General features: G+C 62.2%; 31 protein-coding genes. 28 read left to right on the forward strand and 3 right to left on the reverse strand.

The window, feature by feature from the left end; translation table 11 throughout:
* Positions 1–46: 46 nt before the first annotated feature.
* The 9 genes from H4P35_RS27255 to H4P35_RS06780 all read left to right on the forward strand — a co-directional run bounded on the left by H4P35_RS27255 (position 47) and on the right by H4P35_RS06780 (position 4,600).
* A complete protein-coding gene (locus H4P35_RS27255) occupies positions 47–283 on the forward strand; it encodes a YdaS family helix-turn-helix protein (protein ID WP_175235397.1) in 237 nt (78 codons plus the stop codon).
* A gap of 153 nt (positions 284–436) precedes the next feature.
* Positions 437–880: a phage regulatory CII family protein gene (locus H4P35_RS06745; protein ID WP_226848486.1), complete on the forward strand. Its 444-nt coding sequence runs from the start codon at positions 437–439 to the stop codon at positions 878–880.
* Positions 877–1,182 carry a hypothetical protein gene (locus tag H4P35_RS06750; RefSeq protein WP_223574971.1) on the forward strand — a complete coding sequence of 102 codons (306 nt, stop codon included), beginning with the start codon at positions 877–879 and terminating at the stop codon, positions 1,180–1,182. The genes H4P35_RS06745 and H4P35_RS06750 overlap by 4 nt, the downstream gene beginning before the upstream one ends.
* Complete coding sequence (locus H4P35_RS06755) at positions 1,175–1,480, forward strand: hypothetical protein (protein ID WP_175234775.1); 306 nt, start codon at positions 1,175–1,177, stop codon at positions 1,478–1,480. The genes H4P35_RS06750 and H4P35_RS06755 overlap by 8 nt, the downstream gene beginning before the upstream one ends.
* Positions 1,471–1,947 carry a nuclease domain-containing protein gene (locus H4P35_RS06760; protein ID WP_226848487.1) on the forward strand — a complete coding sequence of 159 codons (477 nt, stop codon included), beginning with the start codon at positions 1,471–1,473 and terminating at the stop codon, positions 1,945–1,947. The genes H4P35_RS06755 and H4P35_RS06760 overlap by 10 nt, the downstream gene beginning before the upstream one ends.
* Positions 1,944–2,789 (forward strand): helix-turn-helix domain-containing protein, encoded by an 846-nt coding sequence (locus H4P35_RS06765; RefSeq protein WP_226848488.1) that lies wholly within the window; start codon positions 1,944–1,946, stop codon positions 2,787–2,789. The genes H4P35_RS06760 and H4P35_RS06765 overlap by 4 nt, the downstream gene beginning before the upstream one ends.
* Positions 2,761–3,519 (forward strand): replication protein P, encoded by a 759-nt coding sequence (locus tag H4P35_RS06770; protein ID WP_226848489.1) that lies wholly within the window; start codon positions 2,761–2,763, stop codon positions 3,517–3,519. Before H4P35_RS06765 ends, H4P35_RS06770 begins: the two co-directional genes overlap by 29 nt.
* Positions 3,516–3,938 (forward strand): hypothetical protein, encoded by a 423-nt coding sequence (locus H4P35_RS06775; RefSeq protein ID WP_226848490.1) that lies wholly within the window; start codon positions 3,516–3,518, stop codon positions 3,936–3,938. The genes H4P35_RS06770 and H4P35_RS06775 overlap by 4 nt, the downstream gene beginning before the upstream one ends.
* Positions 3,938–4,600, forward strand: coding sequence for a hypothetical protein (locus H4P35_RS06780; RefSeq protein ID WP_226848491.1), 663 nt, complete (start codon positions 3,938–3,940; stop codon positions 4,598–4,600). The genes H4P35_RS06775 and H4P35_RS06780 overlap by 1 nt, the downstream gene beginning before the upstream one ends.
* Positions 4,601–4,703: 103 nt before the next feature.
* Here H4P35_RS06780 and H4P35_RS06785 read toward each other — a convergent pair whose 3' ends face one another.
* Positions 4,704–5,324, reverse strand: coding sequence for a hypothetical protein (locus H4P35_RS06785; protein WP_226848492.1), 621 nt, complete (start codon positions 5,322–5,324; stop codon positions 4,704–4,706).
* 143 nt (positions 5,325–5,467) lie between these two features.
* On the opposite strand from H4P35_RS06785, the gene H4P35_RS06790 reads away from it, so the two are divergent.
* Entirely contained in the window at positions 5,468–6,241 is a 774-nt protein-coding gene (locus tag H4P35_RS06790; RefSeq protein WP_226848493.1) for a DNA adenine methylase, read from the forward strand.
* Here H4P35_RS06790 and H4P35_RS06795 read toward each other — a convergent pair.
* Positions 6,238–6,516, reverse strand: coding sequence for a BrnA antitoxin family protein (locus H4P35_RS06795; RefSeq protein WP_226848494.1), 279 nt, complete (start codon positions 6,514–6,516; stop codon positions 6,238–6,240). The two genes, H4P35_RS06790 and H4P35_RS06795, sit on opposite strands and share 4 nt — an antisense overlap.
* On the reverse strand, positions 6,503–6,769 hold the full coding sequence (locus H4P35_RS06800; RefSeq protein ID WP_149064077.1) for a BrnT family toxin: 267 nt from the start codon (positions 6,767–6,769) through the stop codon (positions 6,503–6,505). Before H4P35_RS06800 ends, H4P35_RS06795 begins: the two co-directional genes overlap by 14 nt.
* A gap of 722 nt (positions 6,770–7,491) precedes the next feature.
* On the opposite strand from H4P35_RS06800, the gene H4P35_RS06805 reads away from it, so the two are divergent.
* The 18 genes from H4P35_RS06805 to H4P35_RS06890 all read left to right on the forward strand — a co-directional run bounded on the left by H4P35_RS06805 (position 7,492) and on the right by H4P35_RS06890 (position 20,200).
* Positions 7,492–7,824: an HNH endonuclease gene (locus tag H4P35_RS06805; protein WP_226848495.1), complete on the forward strand. Its 333-nt coding sequence runs from the start codon at positions 7,492–7,494 to the stop codon at positions 7,822–7,824.
* Positions 7,825–8,053: 229 nt separating this feature from the next.
* Positions 8,054–8,584 carry a terminase small subunit gene (locus H4P35_RS06810; protein WP_223574985.1) on the forward strand — a complete coding sequence of 177 codons (531 nt, stop codon included), beginning with the start codon at positions 8,054–8,056 and terminating at the stop codon, positions 8,582–8,584.
* Positions 8,585–8,587: 3 nt separating this feature from the next.
* Positions 8,588–10,285, forward strand: a complete 1,698-nt coding sequence (locus tag H4P35_RS06815) for a terminase large subunit (RefSeq protein WP_226848496.1) — start codon at positions 8,588–8,590, stop codon at positions 10,283–10,285.
* Between the two features lie 4 nt (positions 10,286–10,289).
* Positions 10,290–10,466 carry a hypothetical protein gene (locus H4P35_RS06820; RefSeq protein WP_191578589.1) on the forward strand — a complete coding sequence of 59 codons (177 nt, stop codon included), beginning with the start codon at positions 10,290–10,292 and terminating at the stop codon, positions 10,464–10,466.
* Positions 10,456–11,799: a phage portal protein gene (locus H4P35_RS06825; protein ID WP_226848497.1), complete on the forward strand. Its 1,344-nt coding sequence runs from the start codon at positions 10,456–10,458 to the stop codon at positions 11,797–11,799. Before H4P35_RS06820 ends, H4P35_RS06825 begins: the two co-directional genes overlap by 11 nt.
* Entirely contained in the window at positions 11,796–12,491 is a 696-nt protein-coding gene (locus H4P35_RS06830) for an HK97 family phage prohead protease (RefSeq protein ID WP_223574991.1), read from the forward strand. The genes H4P35_RS06825 and H4P35_RS06830 overlap by 4 nt, the downstream gene beginning before the upstream one ends.
* A gap of 10 nt (positions 12,492–12,501) precedes the next feature.
* The gene (locus H4P35_RS06835) at positions 12,502–13,764 is read left to right on the forward strand and encodes a phage major capsid protein (protein ID WP_226848498.1); all 1,263 of its coding nucleotides are present in this window, start codon (positions 12,502–12,504) and stop codon (positions 13,762–13,764) included.
* 60 nt (positions 13,765–13,824) lie between these two features.
* A complete protein-coding gene (locus tag H4P35_RS06840) occupies positions 13,825–14,196 on the forward strand; it encodes a hypothetical protein (protein ID WP_226848499.1) in 372 nt (123 codons plus the stop codon).
* Positions 14,197–14,529 carry a head-tail connector protein gene (locus tag H4P35_RS06845; protein WP_226848500.1) on the forward strand — a complete coding sequence of 111 codons (333 nt, stop codon included), beginning with the start codon at positions 14,197–14,199 and terminating at the stop codon, positions 14,527–14,529.
* Complete coding sequence (locus H4P35_RS06850; RefSeq protein WP_226848501.1) at positions 14,526–14,885, forward strand: head-tail adaptor protein; 360 nt, start codon at positions 14,526–14,528, stop codon at positions 14,883–14,885. Before H4P35_RS06845 ends, H4P35_RS06850 begins: the two co-directional genes overlap by 4 nt.
* A complete protein-coding gene (locus H4P35_RS06855) occupies positions 14,878–15,375 on the forward strand; it encodes an HK97 gp10 family phage protein (protein ID WP_226848502.1) in 498 nt (165 codons plus the stop codon). The genes H4P35_RS06850 and H4P35_RS06855 overlap by 8 nt, the downstream gene beginning before the upstream one ends.
* Positions 15,365–15,724, forward strand: a complete 360-nt coding sequence (locus tag H4P35_RS06860; protein ID WP_226848503.1) for a DUF3168 domain-containing protein — start codon at positions 15,365–15,367, stop codon at positions 15,722–15,724. Before H4P35_RS06855 ends, H4P35_RS06860 begins: the two co-directional genes overlap by 11 nt.
* 61 nt (positions 15,725–15,785) lie before the next feature.
* A complete protein-coding gene (locus H4P35_RS06865) occupies positions 15,786–16,439 on the forward strand; it encodes a phage tail protein (protein WP_226848504.1) in 654 nt (217 codons plus the stop codon).
* Positions 16,439–16,750 carry a phage tail assembly chaperone gene (locus tag H4P35_RS06870; RefSeq protein WP_226848505.1) on the forward strand — a complete coding sequence of 104 codons (312 nt, stop codon included), beginning with the start codon at positions 16,439–16,441 and terminating at the stop codon, positions 16,748–16,750. The genes H4P35_RS06865 and H4P35_RS06870 overlap by 1 nt, the downstream gene beginning before the upstream one ends.
* A 53-nt stretch (positions 16,751–16,803) precedes the next feature.
* Entirely contained in the window at positions 16,804–17,058 is a 255-nt protein-coding gene (locus tag H4P35_RS06875) for a DUF1799 domain-containing protein (RefSeq protein ID WP_226848506.1), read from the forward strand.
* Between the two features lie 2 nt (positions 17,059–17,060).
* The gene (locus tag H4P35_RS06880) at positions 17,061–19,061 is read left to right on the forward strand and encodes a phage tail length tape measure family protein (protein ID WP_226848507.1); all 2,001 of its coding nucleotides are present in this window, start codon (positions 17,061–17,063) and stop codon (positions 19,059–19,061) included.
* A gap of 39 nt (positions 19,062–19,100) precedes the next feature.
* Positions 19,101–19,865, forward strand: coding sequence for a phage tail tape measure protein (locus H4P35_RS06885; RefSeq protein WP_255616267.1), 765 nt, complete (start codon positions 19,101–19,103; stop codon positions 19,863–19,865).
* Positions 19,862–20,200, forward strand: a complete 339-nt coding sequence (locus H4P35_RS06890; protein WP_226848508.1) for a phage tail protein — start codon at positions 19,862–19,864, stop codon at positions 20,198–20,200. The genes H4P35_RS06885 and H4P35_RS06890 overlap by 4 nt, the downstream gene beginning before the upstream one ends.
* Positions 20,201–20,208: the final 8 nt, after the last annotated feature.

A 20,208-nucleotide genomic window follows, 5' to 3' on the forward strand; every position in this document is an offset into this window, starting at 1 on the left:
TAGTAAACACTTGACCTTACGGTTTAGTTCTCACTAAACTCGCCGCATGGACCTGAAGACCTACATCAACAGTAGCCCGCGAGGCACAGCGGCGAGTTTGGCCAAGGCGATTGGCGTCTCGCCCTCTTACTTATCTCAGATGGCGTCCGGCCTGTCGCCTATATCCGCAGAGCGCTGCGTGGCGATTGAGCGGGAGACGTCTGGGGCAGTTCGGCGCAAAGACCTCATGCCAGATTGCTGGGACCGAATTTGGCCCGAACTCAAGGAGGTGTCGCATGTGTAGGGCTGACGCGGGCCAAGCGCCTGAAGTACCCGCCACCGCCCCCAATCCTACTGAAAAGGTCCAGATCGGACCGCTTGACGTCTGAGAGTCGTTTTCCATGCAGCGCATCGTAAGGCCGCTGCTCAGCAATAGATACGTTCAGGAAATTCACAGATGAACATCACCACTGCGGCCGATTTGACGGTGCATGATTACAAGGGCGGCAGCGAGGCGCTGGGGGCGGTTATTGGAATGTCGCCGGCCGTGCTGCGTAACAAGGTCAACCCCAACAACACCACGCATCACCTTACGCTGGCTGAGGCCGACCGCATTGTGCGAATGACGGGGGATGTGCGCATCCTGGCCGCCTTCGCGCATGGCAACGGCTATCTGCTGGTCAAGGCTCCCGAGTCCTGCGGGGAGAGCGACATGTCGGTGCTGGAGCAGGTGGCGGCGCTGATGATCGCCCACGGCAGGTTCGGCCATGAGGTGTATGACGCCCTGGCTGATGGGGGCGTCGACCAGCAGGAAATGCTGCGCGTAGACGCTGCGGGCCGCGCGTTGATGGAAGCGGTTGCGGCCGTCGCCCGTCGCCTTAGCGGGATGGCCGAACAATGATGCAGCGCGGATCATCAGGTGTACCTGTTCGGCCGCGCGTGCCGTCCACGGAGCAGAAGGGGGCGGCGCTGTCGCGCGCGGCTGCAATGATGTGCAACGGCGCGAAGTTTCAGCGGTGGGTTGTCTCCCGCGTGGGCGCCGCCCCCGAGGGCGTGAGCGCAAGCCAGCACGCCGCGCAATTTGTTCGGGACGCGTGCGGGATCACAAGCCGCGCGCAGCTGGACCACAACGCCCAGGCAGCGGCCATGTTCCACGAGGCGGTGCGCAAGCCGTTCGTGAAGTGGAGCGGCATCTATGGCTGACTGCCTGCACATGTTCCGGGGCTACCAGGTGCCACCTGAAACGGTGGAGAAGGTCCGTCAGGCCATCATTGACACGCGGGGTCGTGTGGACGTCGCTGCGCTGCGAGCCATCGTGCAGCCTGCCATGAAAGCCGTCGAACCCTGGTCCAGCACGTCCCGGGAAGTCGCTGCGGCATGCGCGGTCGATTCGTTCGTTTTCGACGCGGCGCGGGCCGGGTTGGTCAAGCGCCGCGTGAACGCGTGGAAGCTCCCGGCCTGGTATCGGGTCAAGAAACAGGCGGGGGCGGCATGTCGCTGACGCGCAAGGCCCCCCTGAAGCCAAAGACGCCGCTGAAGCGTGGTGCGCCGATGATGCGCGCAACGCCCATGCCGCCGGCACGTGTCGCAATGAAGGCACGCAAGAAGGGAAAGAAGCCGCCCAAGACCGTGTACCGCAATCAGGCGCTGCTTGACCTTGCCAAAGGCGAGGAATGCTTGCTGCGCGTGCCCAGGTACTGCCAGGGCGGCACGGATACCACGGTGGCCTGCCATTCCAACCTGTTGCGCGACGGCAAAGGGAAGGGCATCAAGGCGCACGACTGGGCCATTGCGTTCGGCTGCGGCCCTTGCCACTGGTTTATCGACCAATCGCCAGCACCGCTGGAACAGAAGCTCGCCTATTTCATCCCCGGCTTGCGCCTTACGCGCTTGCGAATCATCGCTATGGGCAAATGGCCCGAAGAGGCGGAGCGCGGGTATCAACTTTTGTATGGAGGGGCGCAATGAGCGCAAAGGTATTCGGCGCCGTGTTCGAGCGCTACCGCAACGGAGGGGGCGAGCTGCTGCTTGCTCTTGCCCTGGCGGACCACGCGCACGATGACGGGACGCACATTTTTCCCTATGTGGAGACCTTGGCCGTCAAGACCCGCCAGTCCGTCCGCGCGGTGCAGTATCAACTGAAGAGCATGCGCGAAGCCGGCTGGCTGATTGCTGTGAACTCTGGGAACGGTGGGCGCAGCCAAGCTTCGGAGTATCGGATTTCGCCGGAGTGGCTTGCCGGGGGAGAAGCAATTCCGCCTGCAAAGAAAGACGAAAAAGGGGCAGACGAAAAAATTGCACCCTTTTCGGAGGGCGCGGAAAAGGGTGCAAACGGCAGCACAAAGGGTGCAACTGACGGCGCAAAGGGTGCAAGCGACGACGCAAAAGGGTGCAGTGGGTTGCACCCGCATATAACCGTCAAGAACCAAAAGAAGAACCGTCAAGAACCGTCACCCGCGCGCAAGCGCTCGGCGGGGTTCGATCCGATGCGTGTGGAGTTGCCCGCCTGGTTGGATGCGGAACTGTGGGAGCGCTGGGTGCGCCACCGCGTGCAGTTGCGCAAACCACTGACCGAGGAAGCCGCACGGCAGCAGGTCAAGGACCTGGCGACCTTTCGCCAGCAGGGGCACACGCCCGCCGCGGTCATCGAAAACGCCATCGGCAAAAGCTGGCAAGGCCTGTTCGCCCCGAGTGGCATCGCAGCTGGGGGCGCGCAGCGTCCCGGCAAGTTCAATCCGACCGACTACGTAAACCGCAATCGCACCCATGGAGGCACCGACTATGACGACGGTCGCACAATCGACGAGTGAGCGAGCCGGCTGGGCCGTGCCGCTGGCGAAGCTGGAAGGCATTTCGCTGATCGACCACCTTTGGAATCGCCTGTCGGGCACGTACGGGGGGCGCTGGCTGAAGGACTTCCCGGACATGCAGAGCATCGAGAACTGGAAGACGGCATGGGCCGAGGCGCTGGACGATGATCGCGTGACGCCGCAGGAAGTGGCCGAAGGGTTGCGCACGTGCCGCCGCATGTTCCCCGACTGGCCGCCCGCCGTGGGCGAGTTCATCCGGGCATGCCGTCCAGGCCTGATTCCTGAGAACGCCTTTCACGACGCCGTTGCTGGGATGACCGCGCGCCGGCGTGGCGAAATGGGGCAATGGACTCATCCGGCGGTGTACTGGGCGGCTGTCCGCGTCGGTTCGCATGACCTGCTGAACTGCGGCTACTCGGTCATGCAGTCCCGATGGGAGCGCGCTCTTTCGGAGGAATTGAGCCGCAGCGAATGGGCTGCCATCCCCGCGCCGGCCGTTGCTCTGCCTGCTCCGGGGGCCACGCAGGCCACGCCTGAAGAGGCGGCGAAGGAACTGAAGGCGATGGGTGCGGGCGCGATCTTGAACGATTCTGGTCGCAATCCCCGCCGTTGGGCAAAGCGAATCCTGGCCGAAGCACAGCGGAAGGGCGGGCGAGTGCCATCCCTGGCGGTGCTGAACATGGCCCAGGCCGCAGTGGGTGCGCCGACGGACGGCGGGGGCGCGGCATGAGCGCGATGCAACGGAACAAAGGCGCGGCCTTTGAGCGCAAGGTGGCCAACTTACTGACGGAAGCGACTGGAACGACCTGGCGCCGTCGCGTCCGCAATCAGGCCGGCGATAGCGACGTGGTGGCCGACGAACCGGCCTTCGCCCGTATCAGCATCGAATGCAAGCACGCAAACGTGCTTTGCCTTCCTGCCTGGTGGCGTCAGGCCATGGAGCAGGCGGGGGCAGCGGGCGTGCCGGTGCTGATCTACAGACAGACGGGGGCGCGCGGCGAAGCCGTGATGGTCGACGCGCACGACGTGAACCCGAAGATTTTTCCTGTCCGGGGGCGGCACACCGTCACCCTGGGATGGGAAGCAGCTATGCAATGGATGCGGGAAATGCTGCCCGCGAAAGTGACTTATTCCCCGGGGATTATCTGATGACGACAATGACTCTTTCCCGCCTGCCTTCGGTGCCGGCCGTGGCGGCTAAGGCGGTGCCGCTGTTTGCTAGCGCACATGCGGCGCTTACGTTCGCCCTGAACTTTTCGATGCAGCAGTATGACCGGCCGTTGATGAACAAGATTGCCTCAGGCGAGTTGACGGCCGGGACGACACTTGGGGGCGGAAAAGGCCTCTCCGGCCTTGATGGGGCAGGCCAGGCGGGCATGATCCGCGCGGAACTGGCGCGGCTCAGTCCCATCGATCAGGCCGTTCTAGTGGCACACGCCGCGCCGGCGCAAATCTCGTGCGGGTGTGGCATTGCGTGCTGCTCTGGCTGGAAGGTCAACCCGGAATGGCAAGACGCGATGAGCGTGTTGACGAGCGCAGCTGCATCGGGGGCGCTGTCCGGTTGCGTGTCCAATGGTCGATTGCGGTCGGCACTCATCCAGCGGCTGTTCGGCGCGAAGGTGACGCTTTCGGAGTTGGCAGAGCGGTACGATGTGGACGAAAAAACTGCTTCCGCGCACCATGCGAAGCTGAAGCGCTGGCTTTTCGGGGGCGTGGACCAGAAGGGCGCGGGCCTTCATCAGCAGGCGTATCGAGCGCTGGGCGACCGGCTGAAGGCATGCAAGTGGATCGCCGAAGGGCCTGACGTATAAACGACTTGACGGATGGGGTTTTTTCCCCCAAGATTCCTCGCTAACGGATACGGTGCATTAGTGCGTCGAAATTAACCCGCCATGCGAAAGCAGGCGGGTTTTTTTATTCGTCCGTGATCGCGAATCTGCAAGAAGTTTCTGAGAGACCCAACAACGTAATTCGCTTTTTCGGGTCTTCGGCGGTTGTGATGTACTCGCCAAGGTTGAGAAGCTCGGAGTGCCTACCTATTTGGATACTGCAGCCGCGGTAACTCACGTTCCGTACTGTCAATGTAAGTCGCTTTTGCGTGACAAAGTGCGGCGAGTTGACTGGCAGTTCGAGAGTGTCTCCTGTGTACGCCTGCAAGCTTGAGCGTAAACGCCCATTCTCGGCCCGGAGAGAGTCGGCCTCTTTCGTAAGATTGTCGAGCCTTGATTGGTATCCGTGCGCGTCGGCTTTCAACCGCTCATACTCCGCTCGGTCGAAGACCTGCTGGCCCAATGTCGCTGACAGCGTTCGCATTTCCGCGAGCGTTTTAGGCAGGTCCAGCTCTTCCGCGAGCTTTCGCGCATTCAACTCGTCAGAAATTTGGTCTTTGGCAGCGCTCCATCCCGCAGAGTAGGTCGTTACCCCTGCTCCCAACAATCCGCCCAACACGGTGGCGGTTACGCCAAGTACCTTGAGATGGTTCTTCCACGCGGGGCTAGGTGAAGGTTGCCCGGTAGCAGTGTGGAGTGCGCTCATATTTTCTTTGCTCGTTAAAAGGCGGCGACAGTGGAGGAATCGCGAGTTCCCCAACTGACAGCCGATACACGGACCAGGCCCGTGACCGACCCAAGGCCGCCCTACCTGTACAGGCGGCGGCCAGTTTACATGGACGCTCACAAGTGGCAAAACCGATCATTCCCTGGCTGGGTGGCAAGCGCCGTCTGGCCGACAAGATTCTTCCCCATTTCCCCAAGCACACGTGCTACGTGGAACCCTTCGCCGGGGGCGCGGCGCTATTGTTCGCGCGGCCGGAACCGGCCAAGGTGGAGGTGTTGAACGACATTAACGGCGACCTCGTGAACCTGTACCGCGTGGTGCAGCACCACCTGGAAGAGTTCGTGCGTCAGTTCAAATGGGCGCTGACCAGCCGGCAGATGTTCAAGTGGCAGAAGGAAACCCGGCCGGAGACGCTAACCGACATTCAGCGCGCGGCGCGCTTCTACTACCTAATGCAGAACTGCTTCAGCGGCAAGGTGGAAGGGCAGAGCTTCGGCACGGCGACAACTGCGCCGCCCGGCCTCAATCTGCTACGGATGGAGGAAACGCTGTCAGCAGCGCATCTTCGGCTGGCGCGCATCTACGTTGAACACTTGCCATGGCGGGACTGCGTGAAGCGCTACGACCGCCCGCACACGCTCTTCTACATGGACCCGCCTTATTGGGACACGGCGGGCTATGGCGTCGATTTCGGCCTGGATGAGTATGCGGCCATGGCGGAAGCCATGCGCACGATGAAAGGCCGTGCGATTGTGAGCGTCAACGATCACCCGAAGATGCGGGAGGCGTTCACGGGCCTACCCATGCAGGTACTAGACATCCGCTACACGGTGGGCGGCGGGGCCGGCGTGCCGCGACGGGAGCTTCTAATCCAGAGCTGGCGAGATGCTGACTAAGCCGGGCGATGCGTCTTGAGCCAGTCCTTCAGGGCCGTATCAATGCGCGTCTGCCAGCCTGTACCGGAGGCCTTGAAGGCCTCCACTACATCAGGTGACAGGCGGATAGTGATGCGCTCCTTCGTGACCTCGGCTTTTGGGCGCCCGATCTTCTTCATCTGCTTCAGGTCGGCAGTACCGAGTTCGTAGGTATCCGGATCGGCGGCGATGCCGCGGTTGATGGCCTCATCTTCTTCACGGGTGGGGACAATCGTCCCCGGCTTAAGCTTCGGCATACAAGTTCACCTCTCTCGAATTTGCCTTGCGCAGGCTGATGATGCGCCGTTCGTTGTTGCGGTCCACGTACACGACGCAGTACAGGCGCACATCGATATAGCCCAGGGCGATCATGCGGCGTTCGCCGTACTCGCGGCGCATGTCTTCACGCACCAGGGCGTCATCCCATTCGAACTCTTCGGCTTCGGCCAGCGAAACGCCATGCTTGCGCTGGTTGCTCAGGTCTTTGGCGGGGTCGAATGTGATGTCCATGTAGTTATTGTATGCACATTAAATCCAACGCGCAAGGACTTTCTGTGCATACGTTTTTATCTCTGCTCCCTCTCGCTATCGAGGGTCCGCACGCTGGGCATGGCGTGCGGGTGGTTGATCATCGCCGCCGGGCGGTGTGCTGTAGATAGCACCCGGCAATATCAGCAAGAAGATGGGTTTGAGACCTGACCTAGTTGCGCCACGTCTGTCGGAACTCCTGGTCAAACCACATTTCGGCAAGATCGACGGCCGGCATAACGGAGCGGAATTGCAGTAGCTCTGGGTGGTGCTGTTCCAGCCAGGCACAAAAGTCGGAGAACCTCACGTCCTGGACGCTGACGTTGGCATGGTGGGCGCGCTTCCACTGGTGGCACAACTGTCTGATGGCGCGTTCGCATTCTGTCTTTGTCATTGCCGCCTCGATGCAAGTGGTTTTCCGGAGGGATGGACATGTTACGAGAAACAGCCGCAGCCGCGCGGCAAGACATTACGCGTGCGAAGTACGCAGGAGTTGACCCGGCATTCTGTCTGGCGGCGCGACAGGCTCTAGATGACTGCATGCGAATGTATCGGCACAAGCTGAAGGGCCTATCGGTGTTTGAGGTTGGCGTGCGGCGGGAGCGTCGTGCGTACTACATGGCTCAGTTCGTCTCCCGTGTGGATGCAATCTCGGCTGTGGCGCGTGCCTATGCGGCGCAGGTTCGGCAGGGGAGAGCGCGGGTATGAAGCTCACGACACTCAAGCCGCGCCTTGCAATGGCCGGTTCCAGGTTGGCCGCTGCGCCAACGCCGAGCACCAAGCGCATGACGGGCCGCAAGCTGCAAGACCGTCGCTTGCGCGTCTGGGCCGCTGGCCCGCATTGCGCGCACTGCGGCGCGCTGACCACTTACCCCTACGGCTTCGAGCTGGATCACAAGGTCAGCCTGAATGATGGTGGCGCAGACGTGGACGAGAACACGCAGGTGCTGTGCGTCTCGCGCGATGCGCACGGGCGCAAGGTCGGATGCCATGACGCAAAGACGCGGCAGGACATGGGGTACAGGAACAGGCCGTAGGGAGCCGCAGTGACGGGGCAGTGTCCGAAGCGCATCCGCCCAGGCGGCGCGTCCTGTGGGGCCCGTGCGCGTGTCTGCGGGGCATCGCCATAGGGCAGGGCGGACGGCAGTCAGGGGGGGCGGGGCGAAAGTCTGGCGGATTCGCCTCCCGGAAACCACCTGTTCCCTCACGCGCAGAAAATTTCCCCATTTTGGAAAATTGTTAACCCTCATTTGTTAACCAAAACCTATGGCATTAACCGACAAAAAGCGCCGATTCGTTGACGCGCTGCTGTCGGGTCTATCCGGTGCGAAAGCCGCTATCCATGCGGGTTACAGCGAAAACGGAGCGGCCCAAGCAGCCGCACGATTGATGCGCGACAAGCATGTCCTGGCGGCACTCGGACGGACGGTCGAAGTTAACAAATCGGTTAACAAAAAACCGGTTAACAAAAAGCTCGATCAAAGGCAGCCGGCAACGCCGGATTGCGGATCGCAGGACGCGGAGACCGACACCGATTCAATGGACGGGATCGGTCTGAAAGCGCTCGGGCTTACCTCGGATCCGCGGGCGGTGCTGGTAGCCATCATGAACGACGTCGGAGAAGAACCGAAGCTTCGGCTGGAGGCGGCCAAAGCACTGATGCCATTCACGCACGGAAAGATCGCCGAGAAGGGGAAGAAAGGCGCACAGCAGGACGCAGCCAACAAGGCTGCAACTGGCGGGCGATTTGCTCCGCCGCCGCCTCCGACTCACCTGCGTGTTGTCGGGAAGGGCTAATTCATGTCCTGGACAACCGCATGCCCGGATTGGGCGGCGCGCCTGCGAGCGCGCCAGTCAATTATCCCGCCGCCCATCTTCCCAGACCAAGCCGAATACGCCTTAGGGATATTCAAGCAATTGCGCGTGGTGGACCTGCCCGGAAAACCGACTTTCGGGGAGTGCAGCGAGGACTGGGTGTTTGACTTCGTGCGGGCCATCTTCGGAGGATATGAGGCGGCCACGGGGAAGCAGTTGATCCGGGAGTACGGACTGCTGATCAGCAAGAAGAACACGAAATCGACGATTGCAGCCGGCATCATGTTGACTGCATTGGTCATGTGCTGGCGCGAAGAAGAGGAACATCTGATCCTGGCGCCGACTAAGGAAGTCGCAGACAACAGTTTCAAGCCGGCTGCCGCAATGATCCGGGCCGACGAAGAACTGTCGGACATGTTCCACGTCCAGGATCACGTGCGCACCATTACCCATCGCGTGACGCGCAACAGCCTGAAGGTTGTTGCCGCGGATACCGACACGGTATCGGGCAAGAAATCCGGCCGAGTCTTGGTGGACGAGCTGTGGCTTTTCGGCAAGCGTGCGAATGCCGCGGCGATGTTCATGGAGGCGCTTGGCGGCCAGGTCTCTCGCGATGAGGGATGGGTGATCTACCTGACCACGCAGAGCGATGACCCACCGGCCGGGGTATTCAAGGAGAAGCTCGACTACTGGCGCGACGTGCGCGACGGGAAGGTCGAGGATCGCAAGACCCTGGGCATTCTGTACGAGTTCCCGGATGAAATGGTCGAGGCGAAGGCATACCTGCTGCCCGAGAACTTCTACATCACCAATCCGAACCTTGGCCGATCCGTCAGCGCGGAATGGTTAGAGGACGAGCTTAAGAAGCACATCGTCAAGCGCGACGGGTCAAGCCAAAAGTTCCTGGCGAAGCACTTGAACGTGCAAATCGGCCTGAGTTTGCGATCGGACCGATGGGCTGGTGCCGACTTTTGGCAAGCGCAGGGCGATCCCGCCCTGGCCGAGCTGGACTCGTTCCTGGACCGTTGCGAAGTGGTCGTGGTCGGCATCGATGGCGGTGGACTGGACGATCTGCTGGGCTTCGCTTTGGTCGGTCGCGAAACGGGGACCCGCCGCTGGTTGCACTGGGGGCGCGCCTGGGCGCACAAGATCGTCCTCGAGCGTAGGGCTGAAATTGCACCGGCTCTACAGGACTTCGAGAAGCAGGGCGACTTGAAGATCGTTGAGCGGCCCGGTGACGACGTTGCCGAGGTGGCCGATATCGTTTGCCGCGTGCGGGATCGCGGCCTGCTGCCCGAAAAGCTGTGCATCGGCGTGGACGGGTCAGGTATTGGAGACATCGTTGACGAGCTCACCAGTCCCGGGCGCGACTTCACGCTGGAAGAAATCACCGCCATTTCGCAGGGTTGGCGGCTGAACGGCGCGATCAAAACCACAGAGCGCAAGGTTGCCGGGCAGGAAATGCTGCACGGGGGGCGGCCGCTGATGGCCTGGTGTGTCGGGAATGCAAAGACCGTGCCGCAAGGAAACGCGATCGCCATCAACAAGCAGGTTTCCGGCAGCGCAAAAATCGACCCGCTCATGGCGCTCTTTGACGCCGTTTTCCTCCTGTCGCTCAACCCTGAGCCGCGGGGGCTTCAGAGCCTGGACGGGTTCTTCGCAAACCCTATCGTTATCGGATAAATCTATGAAGGCAGCAATCATTCTGCTGGTGCTCTTGCTCCTGGCAGGCGTTGCCATGCTCGCCGGCGGTGTTTACCTGCTGGCCGGCCCTGGTTGGTGCCTCATCAGCGGGGCGGTCGTGACTTTTGTTGTCGCGATCTACCTGCTTCGCGGCATCCGAGGGGTGACGCATGGCCAATAGCTCGTTTTCGAAGGTTTTGGCCCGCAGCATTGCTCCCGCCGTCAGGTCGGCGGCGCCGGACGGCGTGAAATCGAGCGTAAGCGACTGGATCGGACGCAAGTTTGGACTGACGGATACGTCATTCTGGGCTGCGTGGGGCGGCGGAGGATCTGCCAGCGGCAAGGCGGTGACGGCGCAGTCGGCGCTGACGCTGTCGGCCGTTTGGAGCTGCGTCAGGCTCCTGGCGGAGACGATCGCGACGCTGCCATTCGATTTGTACCGCAGGGAAGGGCGCGAAGCGGTTGAGGCGACGAACATGGAGCTGTATGCGCTCTTGCGCCACCAGCCCAACGCCGACATGACGTCGGTGCAGTTCTGGGAAGTGCTGGTTGCTTGCTTACTGCTGTGGGGCAACTCCTTCGCCGAGAAGCGAATGAGCAAGGGGCGGGTCATTGCAATCGATCTGCTTTATCCGTGGCGGATGCAGGTCCGGCGGCTGGCCGATGGATCGATCGAATACCGATACAACGACATAGACGGCACGCATCGGGTGATTCCCGAAGAGCGAATGTGGCATATCGCCGCGTTCAGCCTGGACGGCTTGTTGGGCATGTCCACGATCCGGTACGGCGCCAACGTGATAGGGGCGTCCCTGGCGGCTGACGAGGCAAGCGCCAAGATCTTCGCCAATGGGTTGAATGTGGGGGGCGTCCTATCCACGGACAAGATCCTGAACCCGGACCAGCGCACACAGCTGGGCGACAGCCTGTCGGCCAAGTTCGCCGGCGCGATGAACTCGGGCAAAACGATGGTGCTCGAGGCTGGCATGAAGTACCAGCAGGTGCCCATGAACCCCGAGGATGCGCAACTGCTCGCCACCCGCGCGTTCAACGTCGAGGAGATCTGCCGCTGGTTCCGCGTGCCGCCCTGGATGGTGGGGCATACCGAGAAATCCAGCAGCTGGGGAACTGGCATCGAACAACAGATGATCGCGTTCCTGTCGTTCTCGCTCCGACCATGGCTCACACGTATCGAGCAGTCCATCCGCAAGTCCCTGTTGGCACCGGCTGAGCGTCCGCAGTACTTCGCCAAGTTCAACGTCGAAGGCCTGCTGCGAGCCGACAGCGCGGCGCGCGCGGCGTTCTATTCCGTGATGACGCAGAACGGCATCTACACCCGCGATGACTGCCGCCTGAAGGAGAACTTGCCGCCGCGCGGCGGCAATGCCGACGTGCTCACCGTGCAGTCCAACCTGCTGCCGATCGACAAGCTGGGCGATACGGCCGGCGCGGAGCAAGCCAAGTCGGCGTTCTCCGCCTGGCTCGGCCTTTCGACATTTGAGGACAAGACATGAAGCGCAAAGACGCAGCGATGCACATCCGTTCGTTCGATTACGACGTAAAGGCCGTCCAGGATGACGGCCTTTTTTCTGGCTACGGCTCAGTCTTCGGCGTCGTCGATTCGTACAACGAAGTGGTCGCCCCGGGGGCGTTCATGGACAGCATCGAACAGACCCGGGCGAAGGGTCGAACCTTTCCGGTGCTATGGCAGCACCGCAGCGGTGAACCCATCGGCAACTGGGACATCGACCAGTTGAAGGAAGACGCTCACGGGCTGCACGGCACCGGCCAGCTTTGGCTCGATGACGCCACCTACGCCAAGACCGCATATCGCGGCATGAAGACGCGCGCGATCACGGGCCTTTCCATTGGCTACTACGTGCGCGAGGACAGCTACGACGAAAAGACGCGCATCCGCACGCTCAAGCGCCTGGACCTGGTGGAAATCTCCATCGTGACGGCGCCGGCGAACGAGGAGGCACGCGTTGACGCAATCAAGGCCCGGATCGCCCACGGGGGAATGCCGGACCTTCCCGATTTTGAGCGGTTCCTGCGCGAGGCAGGCTTCTCGAAATCTCAGGCCGCGGTGATCGCCAACCGAGGGCTGAAACACCTGCTTGACCGGAGCGAGTCCGGGGGCGAGGCGAAAGAAGCAACCGCTGGACTGATCAAGCAGATCGGCCGGCTTCAACTCCCGACTTTTTAAAGGTACACAAATGGGCCGCTATACCAATCTGGCACACAAGCACGAATTCGGCCGCAAGTCCGCCGACAACGCGGGGCGTCTGGATGACACCCTGGAAATCAAGGCGCTGGTCAAGGCGCTGAACGAGCGCGACGAAGAGATCAAGATTTTCGCCGAGAAGGCCTCGTCCGAGATCAAGGAACACGGCAAGATTCTGTCGGACACCCAGGGCATCCTGGAGACGCTTTCCAAGGGCGGTATCGCTCTGAACGAGCGTTTGGTCGAGCTCGAGCAGAAGATGGCCCGCCGCGGCGCGGCCGATGAAGGCCAGGCTGCAAAGTCCATCGGCGAGCAGTTCACCGAGTCCGACGACTTCACCGGCCTGGCCGCGAAGGGCCGCGGCATCGCTCGCATGAACGTCAAGGCGGTCACCAGCATCACCAGCTCGACCACGGGCACCGGTGGCGTGGGCGCCGCGATTCAGCCGACGCGCGTGCCTGGCATCATCTCGGGCCCGGATCGCCCCTTCACCATCCGCGACCTGATCATGCCGGGCCGTACCGGTTCGAACTCGGTCGAGTTCGTGCAGGAGTCGGGCTTCCAGAACATGGCGGCTCCGGTAGCCGAAACGGCGCTCAAGCCGCAATCGGACCTGTCCTTCGAGCTGAAGACCACGACGGTCAAGACGATCGCTCACTGGTTCCTGGCTTCCAAGCAGGTTCTGGCCGATATCCCGCTGCTGCAGAGCTACATCAACGGTCGCGCGATATTCGGCCTGAAGTACGTCGAGGAAAACCAGATCCTTGCCGGCGACGGCACCGGTCAGAACCTCCTGGGCCTGATCCCGCAGGCGACGCCGTTCAACGAATCGCTGCGCCAGGCCGGCGACACCAAGATCGACCTGCTGCGCCGGGCGATTCTGCAGGTCCGCATCGCCGAATACCGCGCCAGCGGCATCGTGCTCAACCCCGTGGACTGGGCGGACATCGAACTCCAGAAGGACGAGCAAGGCCGTTACATCTGGGTCAACGTGGTGGAAGGTGGCGTGCCGCGCCTCTGGAAGCTGCCGGTTGTGGACACGACCGCCGTGCCCGAAGGTGAATTCCTGGTCGGCGCCTTCAACATCGCCGCCCAGGTGTTCGATCGTGAAGACGCCGCCGTGGAAGTGTCGACGGAAGACAGCGACAACTTCCGCAAGAACATGGTGACGATCCGCGCCGAGGAACGCCTGGCGATGGCGGTGTACCGCCCCGAGTCGTTCGTCCACGGCGAGTTTGCCGACACCACGCCGTAAGGCGGCACCAGCAGATGAGCGGGCCGGGCCCAGCCGCGGCCCGCTCAACAGGAGCAAGTCATGTCGTTTATCGCACGCAAAGGCTTCCTCAACGGGAGCGAATACCAGCGACGCGGGCGCCCGATCGATGTGTCGGGCGAACGCGCGCGAGAACTGCTTCGGCTCGGCCTGATCGCCGAAATCGAAGACAAGGCCGCGCCGGCGCCTCAGAACAAGATGAACCCGCCGCCGGAGAACAAGGGGGCGGGCGACCCGCCGGCAGGAGATCACACTGCCTTGCTGTCGAAGAACGCGCCCGAAATCATCGCGGCACTCGCCGGAATCGCTGATCCGACCTTGCTGCCGGACCTGTTGACTGCGGAGCAGTCTGGCAAGGCGCGCAAGTCGGTCCTGGAGGCGATCCAAGTGGCCATCTCGTCCACGGGGGCATGAATGGAACTGGTCACCATCGAACTACTTCGCTCGCACTGCCGCGCGGACACCACGGATGATCCTCTGCTCGAGGTCTACGGATCGACTGCGGAAGAGAACGCGCAGGCGTATCTGAATCGCCGCGTGTACGCGACTGCGGACGCGCTGGCTGCAGCAGTCCTGGCGGGAACTGCGGGCGACGATCCGATGGTGGTGACCCCTGCAGTCCGTGCCGCCGTGCTGCTGATCGCCGGCAGCCTGTACCGAAACCGCGAGGAAGGCCCCGACTCTCGCACGCTGCCGGTCGGCGCCCAGGCGCTGCTGCAGCCTAACCGAGTGGGGTTGGGCGTATGAGCATCGCTGCTGGAAGTCTGCGCCGCCTCGTGCGAATTGAACGCCGCGAGACCGGGACGGATGACGCGGGCCAGCCAAATGGCGCATGGGTGGAAGTGGCCACCGTGTGGGCGGACCCTCGCGGCCAGACCGGTATGGGTTCCATCACGCGCAACCAGGAGAACGTGGGGGCGTCGATCAACGCCTATAGCTTCCGGATCCGCTTTCGCCGCGGGCTTGACCAGGGCATGCGCTTGCTTGAACTGGAGGACGGCGTCCCGGTTGGCGACCCATTCGACATCAAGAACGTTCGCATGGACCTGGCGGGCCGCGAATGGACGGACGTGATCTGCGAACAGGGTGGCGGCGATGGCTAAGGGGCTGCAGGCGACGTTTGACACCTCCGGCTGGTCTGCGGGCCTTGATCGTTTGCTGGGACCCGCACGGGTCAGCCTGGCGCGCTCAATGGCCGTTGCTGGCGGCGAGGTGCTGCGAGATGAGGCCAAGGCGCGGGTGAACACGCACAACGGCGTTTTGGGCGCCGCCATCTACCTTGCCTTCCGGGAGCGGTACTCGACAGATCAAGAAGTCCAGTACGCCGTCACCTGGAACAAGCGTAAGGCGCCTCACGGCCACCTGGTGGAGTTCGGGCACTGGCAGATCTATCCGGTGATCAAGAAGGCCGACGGAACCTATGTGACCGACAAGCGCCGCAAGCTTGCAACGCCCAAGTGGGTGCCCGCCTATCCGTTCCTGCGGCCGGCGTATGAGGCTGCCTCAGCTCGCGCACAGGCGGCAATGATTCAGCGCGGGCGGCAACGATTGCCGGAGCTCCTGGCAGGACAGGAGGTTCGTGATGTCACTTGAAGCCCAGTTGCTCGCAGTGCTGGGGCCGTTGGTCGGCGGTCGTGCTTATCCAGATGTCACTCCGGACAAGCCAGTGTTCCCGCTCATCGTCTACCAGGGCGCGGGCGGGCAAGAACAGTGGTACGTGGAGCGCAAACGCCGCGAGAAGCGGCATCAGCGCTTGCAGGTCTTCGTATGGGCCACCACACGGGCGCAGGCAAGTGACATCGCGGAACAGATCGGCACCGCCTTGTGTGAAAGCGACTTTCCTGCTGTTGAGCCGTATGGCTCGCCCACCAGCCTCTACGAAGAGGCCATCAAGAAGTACGGCACCCGCCAGGACTTCGGTATCTGGTTCCTTCCCTCCTGACTTTCCCCGCTTCTACATCGAACCCGGCCGCGCGCCGGGTTTTTTCATTTGAGGAACACAAATGTCTTCCATCTTCATCAACGGCACGCGGTATTCCATCTCGACGGCGCTCGCCGCGGCCGCCGCCATCTCGGCCATCTCCAATGCAAATCCGGCTGTTGCCTCCGCGGTTGCGCCGCCGGAAGACGGCTCCATCCTGGTTCTGAAATCGGCGTGGACCAATCTGAGCGAGACCGTGGCGCGCAGCGCCAATGCAGACACCGACAGCTTCGAGCTGGAAGGCGTGGACACCGTAAGTACCGTCCTGTTCCCGGCAGGCGGGGGCGCTGGCTCCTATCAGGAAGTCAGTTCCTGGGTAGATCTGGACCAGGTGCGCGACGTGGTGATGGCCGGCGGCGACCAGCAGTTCTTCAACTATCAGTACGTCGAAGATCCGACCAGCCGCCAGCGCCAGAAGCCGACCTTCAAGAACGCGATGACCATGACGGTCTCGCTGGACTACGACCCGGACAAGCCTTGGTATGCGGCGCTGATCGAGGCGGACCGCTTGCGCGAGCCCGTCGTCGTGCGCGGCGTGCTGCCCAACGGCTCGACGCTCTTCTACTACGCCTATCCCTCGTTCAACAAGGTCCCCGTCGGCCAAGTGAACGAGAACCTTCAGAACACGGCGGTTTTCTCCCTCATCGCCGATCCCATCCGCTACGAGGCCGCGTAATGACGTTCAAGATCAAATCCAACCCGACCATCGACGCCAGCATCACCATCGTCGGCCAGGGGCGCGAGCAGCAACTGAACGTCACGTACCGCCACATGACCGGCAAGGAGTACGACGCGTTGATGAAGCAGCTGGCGGCCGATGAAATTTCGACCGCCGACCTGCTTCTCCTGCTGATCGAAAAGTGGGACGCCGACATGGCCGTGAGCAAGGAGTCGATCGACTTGCTCTGCGAGCATCAGCCCGGCGCCGATCTGGCGATCGCGAGCGCTTTCAACGACGCCATCCGGGTCGAGCGCAAAAAAAACTGACTGAGGCTGTGGCGGCGTTCCTTTGGGAGCCGCCATCAGCCGCAACGTTAGCGATGGCCGGGTTAAAGCTCAGCGACTTTCCCCGGCCTTGCGCCGAACTCTGGCCGGAGCACGTGCCGGCGTTCAACCTGTTCACGCGCAACTACACGCAGTGGCGTGTGGGAGCGGGAGGGCCGATAGGGCTGGATTACGGGGTCCTGTATCACGACCTGGACCGTCAAGAGCTTCCCAGGGCGGCGCAGCAGGAAATCATGGACGTTCTTCGGATCATCGAGCGGGCGGCCCTGGAAATCTTCCATAAGAGTTGAACATGGCACAGGAAAGCATTGGCACCGCGCGGCTAGATATCGTCGTCGATACCTCGCAGTTTGACGCCGCGGTTGCTTCGGCCAAGCGTAGTACCTCCGACATGGCGCAGTCGGCTCAAGCTGACTATGCCAAGTTGACGGCTGCGGAGCGACGGCGCGTTGATTCGCTGATCCATCAGGCCAACACCATTGGCATGACCCGCAAGGAGCAGATCCTTTATAACGCGGCGCTGCGGGGCGTTCCGACCTCGATCCTGGATGAGATCAAGACCAAGCTTGCCGCGACCGGCACCGCTGCGGTTGGTGCGACCAAGCAGATTAACCAGTACGGGATTAGCGCTGCGCAACAGGCTGCCGCGCTGAGGGGGGTGCCTGCCCAGATCACTGACATCGTTGTTTCGCTGCAAGGCGGGCAGCAGCCGCTGACCGTTCTGCTTCAGCAGGGCGGCCAGCTGAAAGACATGTTTGGCGGCATCGTGCCGGCGGCGCGGGCGTTGGGCGGCGCTCTGTTGAGCCTCATCAATCCGTACACCTTGGCGGCAGGGGCGGCAGCAGCGGTGGCAGTGGCTTGGGTAAAAGGATCTTCCGAAGCGGAGAACTTCCGCGATTCCTTAATCCTGACCGGCAATGCCGCGGGTGTAACGGCGGGCAATCTCGTCGCGATGGCGCGTGGCCTGGGCGAGATTACCGGAAGCCATTCGCGAGCAGTTCAAGCCCTGAACGCCGTGGCGGCCTCCGGGAAGCTTTCCGGTACCGCACTGTCGGACGTGGCACTTATCGCTGCTGAAATGCAGCGCGCGGTTGGCACGGGGATTGAGAGCACAGTCGAGATTTTCGCAAAGCTCGGCAAGGACCCCGTGGCGGCGGTTGTTGACCTCAACGAGCGCTATGGGATCTTGACCGGTTCGATCTATGCGCAGGTTCAGGCGCTGATGGAGCAGGGGCGGGCGCAAGAGGCTGTTGAGCTGGTCGCGCGGCAAGCGGCGGCGGAGCTTACGGGGCGGACCGCAGAGCAAAAGCAAAACCTGGGATCGCTTGAGTCGGCTTGGAACAAGCTAGGCGCAGCTGCGTCATGGGCTTGGGACAAGATGCTGGACATCGGCCGGGAGAGCACGGTTGATGAGACGCTTCGCGAGTTGGAACGAGAGGTGCGTCAGCGTGCGGAGAATATCCGCATTGCGGCCGAAGCTGGTGCCACGATAAGCGAGAAGGAAAGGCAAGGCCTCAAGAATGCCGAAGCGCGTCGTGATGCTGTAATCGCGCAGAAGAAGGAGGCGGAAGATGCCGCCAAAGCGGAGGCTGAGCTCGTCCGGGTCAATCGCGAGGCGATTCAATCACGGAAAGAGATATCCAAGCTTATTGACGAGGGCGCGTCAAAAGCGGAAAAGCGACGCAAGGACTTACAGGACTTAGACGACCGGATTGCGAAGGCGCAGAAAGATGGCACAACGCTTGACGCGTCGGTAATCAAGGCCGCCCGTGCCGCCATCGAGCGCCGGTACGAGGACAAGAGTCCCCAAAAGGCGTACTCGGACCCGGCGGCAACCAAGCTTCTGCAGCAATATCGCGAGGCGGAGGCATCTCTTCAGGCTCAGATCACCAGCGAGGGCAAGCTTGCCACCTGGGGTCAGAAGCGTGCCGAGTTCGAGCAGCAGATTGCATACCTGAAGGACAAGAAGGTCCTGACGGCCGACCAAAAGAGCCTACTCGCCCAGGAAGACTTGCTGCGCCGGCAGCTTGATCTGAATGTGGCCGCCGAGCAGGAGCTTCGCACCAAGCGGGAAACCGCCAAGGTCGAAGCGCTGCGCGCTAGCCTTGCCGGCACTCGGGATCTGGAGCGGCAACAGTATGCCGACCAGGTGGCCGGCGTTGGGCTGGGTGACCGTGCGCAAGAGGAACTTCGCGCGCGTCAGGCGATATTGCGGGACTACCAGCGCCAGCAGGCGCAGTTCGACCGCTCGATGGCATCGGGTCAGATCTCGCAGGAGACCTACCGGAGCTAGACCGCTCTCCTGCAAGAACACCTGGATCTGCGTCTGTCGATGCAGCAGCAGTATTTCGACCAGGTCCGCGAAGCGCAGGGCAACTGGAAGAACGGTGCAACATCAGCGCTGGCCAACTATCTGGACTCCGCCGCGAACGTAGCCGGCCAGACGAAAACGTTGTTTTCGAATGCCTTTCAGGGGATGGAAGATGCGATCGTGCGATTCGCCACGACCGGCAAGCTGTCTTTCAAGGACTTCGCCACGTCGGTCATCGCTGATATGGCGCGGATTGCAGCGCGCCAAGCGGCTGCCGGGTTTTTGGGCAGCATCTTCACCACGCTTGCCGGCGCTGCAATAGGGGGCGTCACTTCTGCCGGGGTGAGCGCCGGCGCGGGCTACCAGGGCACCGGCATGGCGGCTGTTGGCAGCACAGATGGGATGACGATGACGGGCTGGAGCTCGGTAGCCGGGGCGAGGGCGTCTGGGGGCCCGACCGCTGCCAATTCGCTCTATCGCGTCAACGAGCTGGGCCCAGAGCTGTACTCGGAGGGTGGGGAAACCTACTTGATGAGCGGTGCAAACGGTGGCTACGTCACCCCGCTGAAGCAGGCGGCCGGAGGTTCCAGTGGCGGAAGCGTCGTCAATGTTCAGGTCAATGTGAGTTCCGACGGAAACGTCAGCTCCTCGGCCTCGTCCGATCAGTACCGATCGTTCGGCGACGAGCTGGGCAGGTTCGTGGATGAGCGGATTCAGCAGTTCCAGGTGCAGAGCTACCGCCCGGGGGGCTTGGCCTGGCGCCAACAGAACGGAGGGCTATCTTGAGCAAAGAAACATTCTCGTGGCGGCCGATCAACTCGCCGCAGGGCGAGATCAAATTCCGGCGCACTGTGGCCCAGTTTGGTGACGGATACAGGCAGGCGGTCGGCGATGGCATCAACAACAAGATGCAATCCTGGCCCCTGCAGTTCCAGGGCAGCGCGCAGGAGCTGGCGCCGATGTTGGACTTCTTGGACCGTCACGCTGGCGTTATGGCGTTCTATTGGACCCCGCCACTCGGCGTCCAAGGTGTGTACGAGGCGGTCGGCTACAACCCGGTTCCTGTGGGAGGTGGCGTTTACACCGTTTCCGTCACGTTTCAACAGATCGGCGCAGTGTGAGGTGAGGA

Origin of the sequence: Achromobacter sp. 77, from assembly GCF_020541125.1 — a bacterium.
Taxonomy (GTDB): domain Bacteria; phylum Pseudomonadota; class Gammaproteobacteria; order Burkholderiales; family Burkholderiaceae_B; genus Achromobacter; species Achromobacter mucicolens.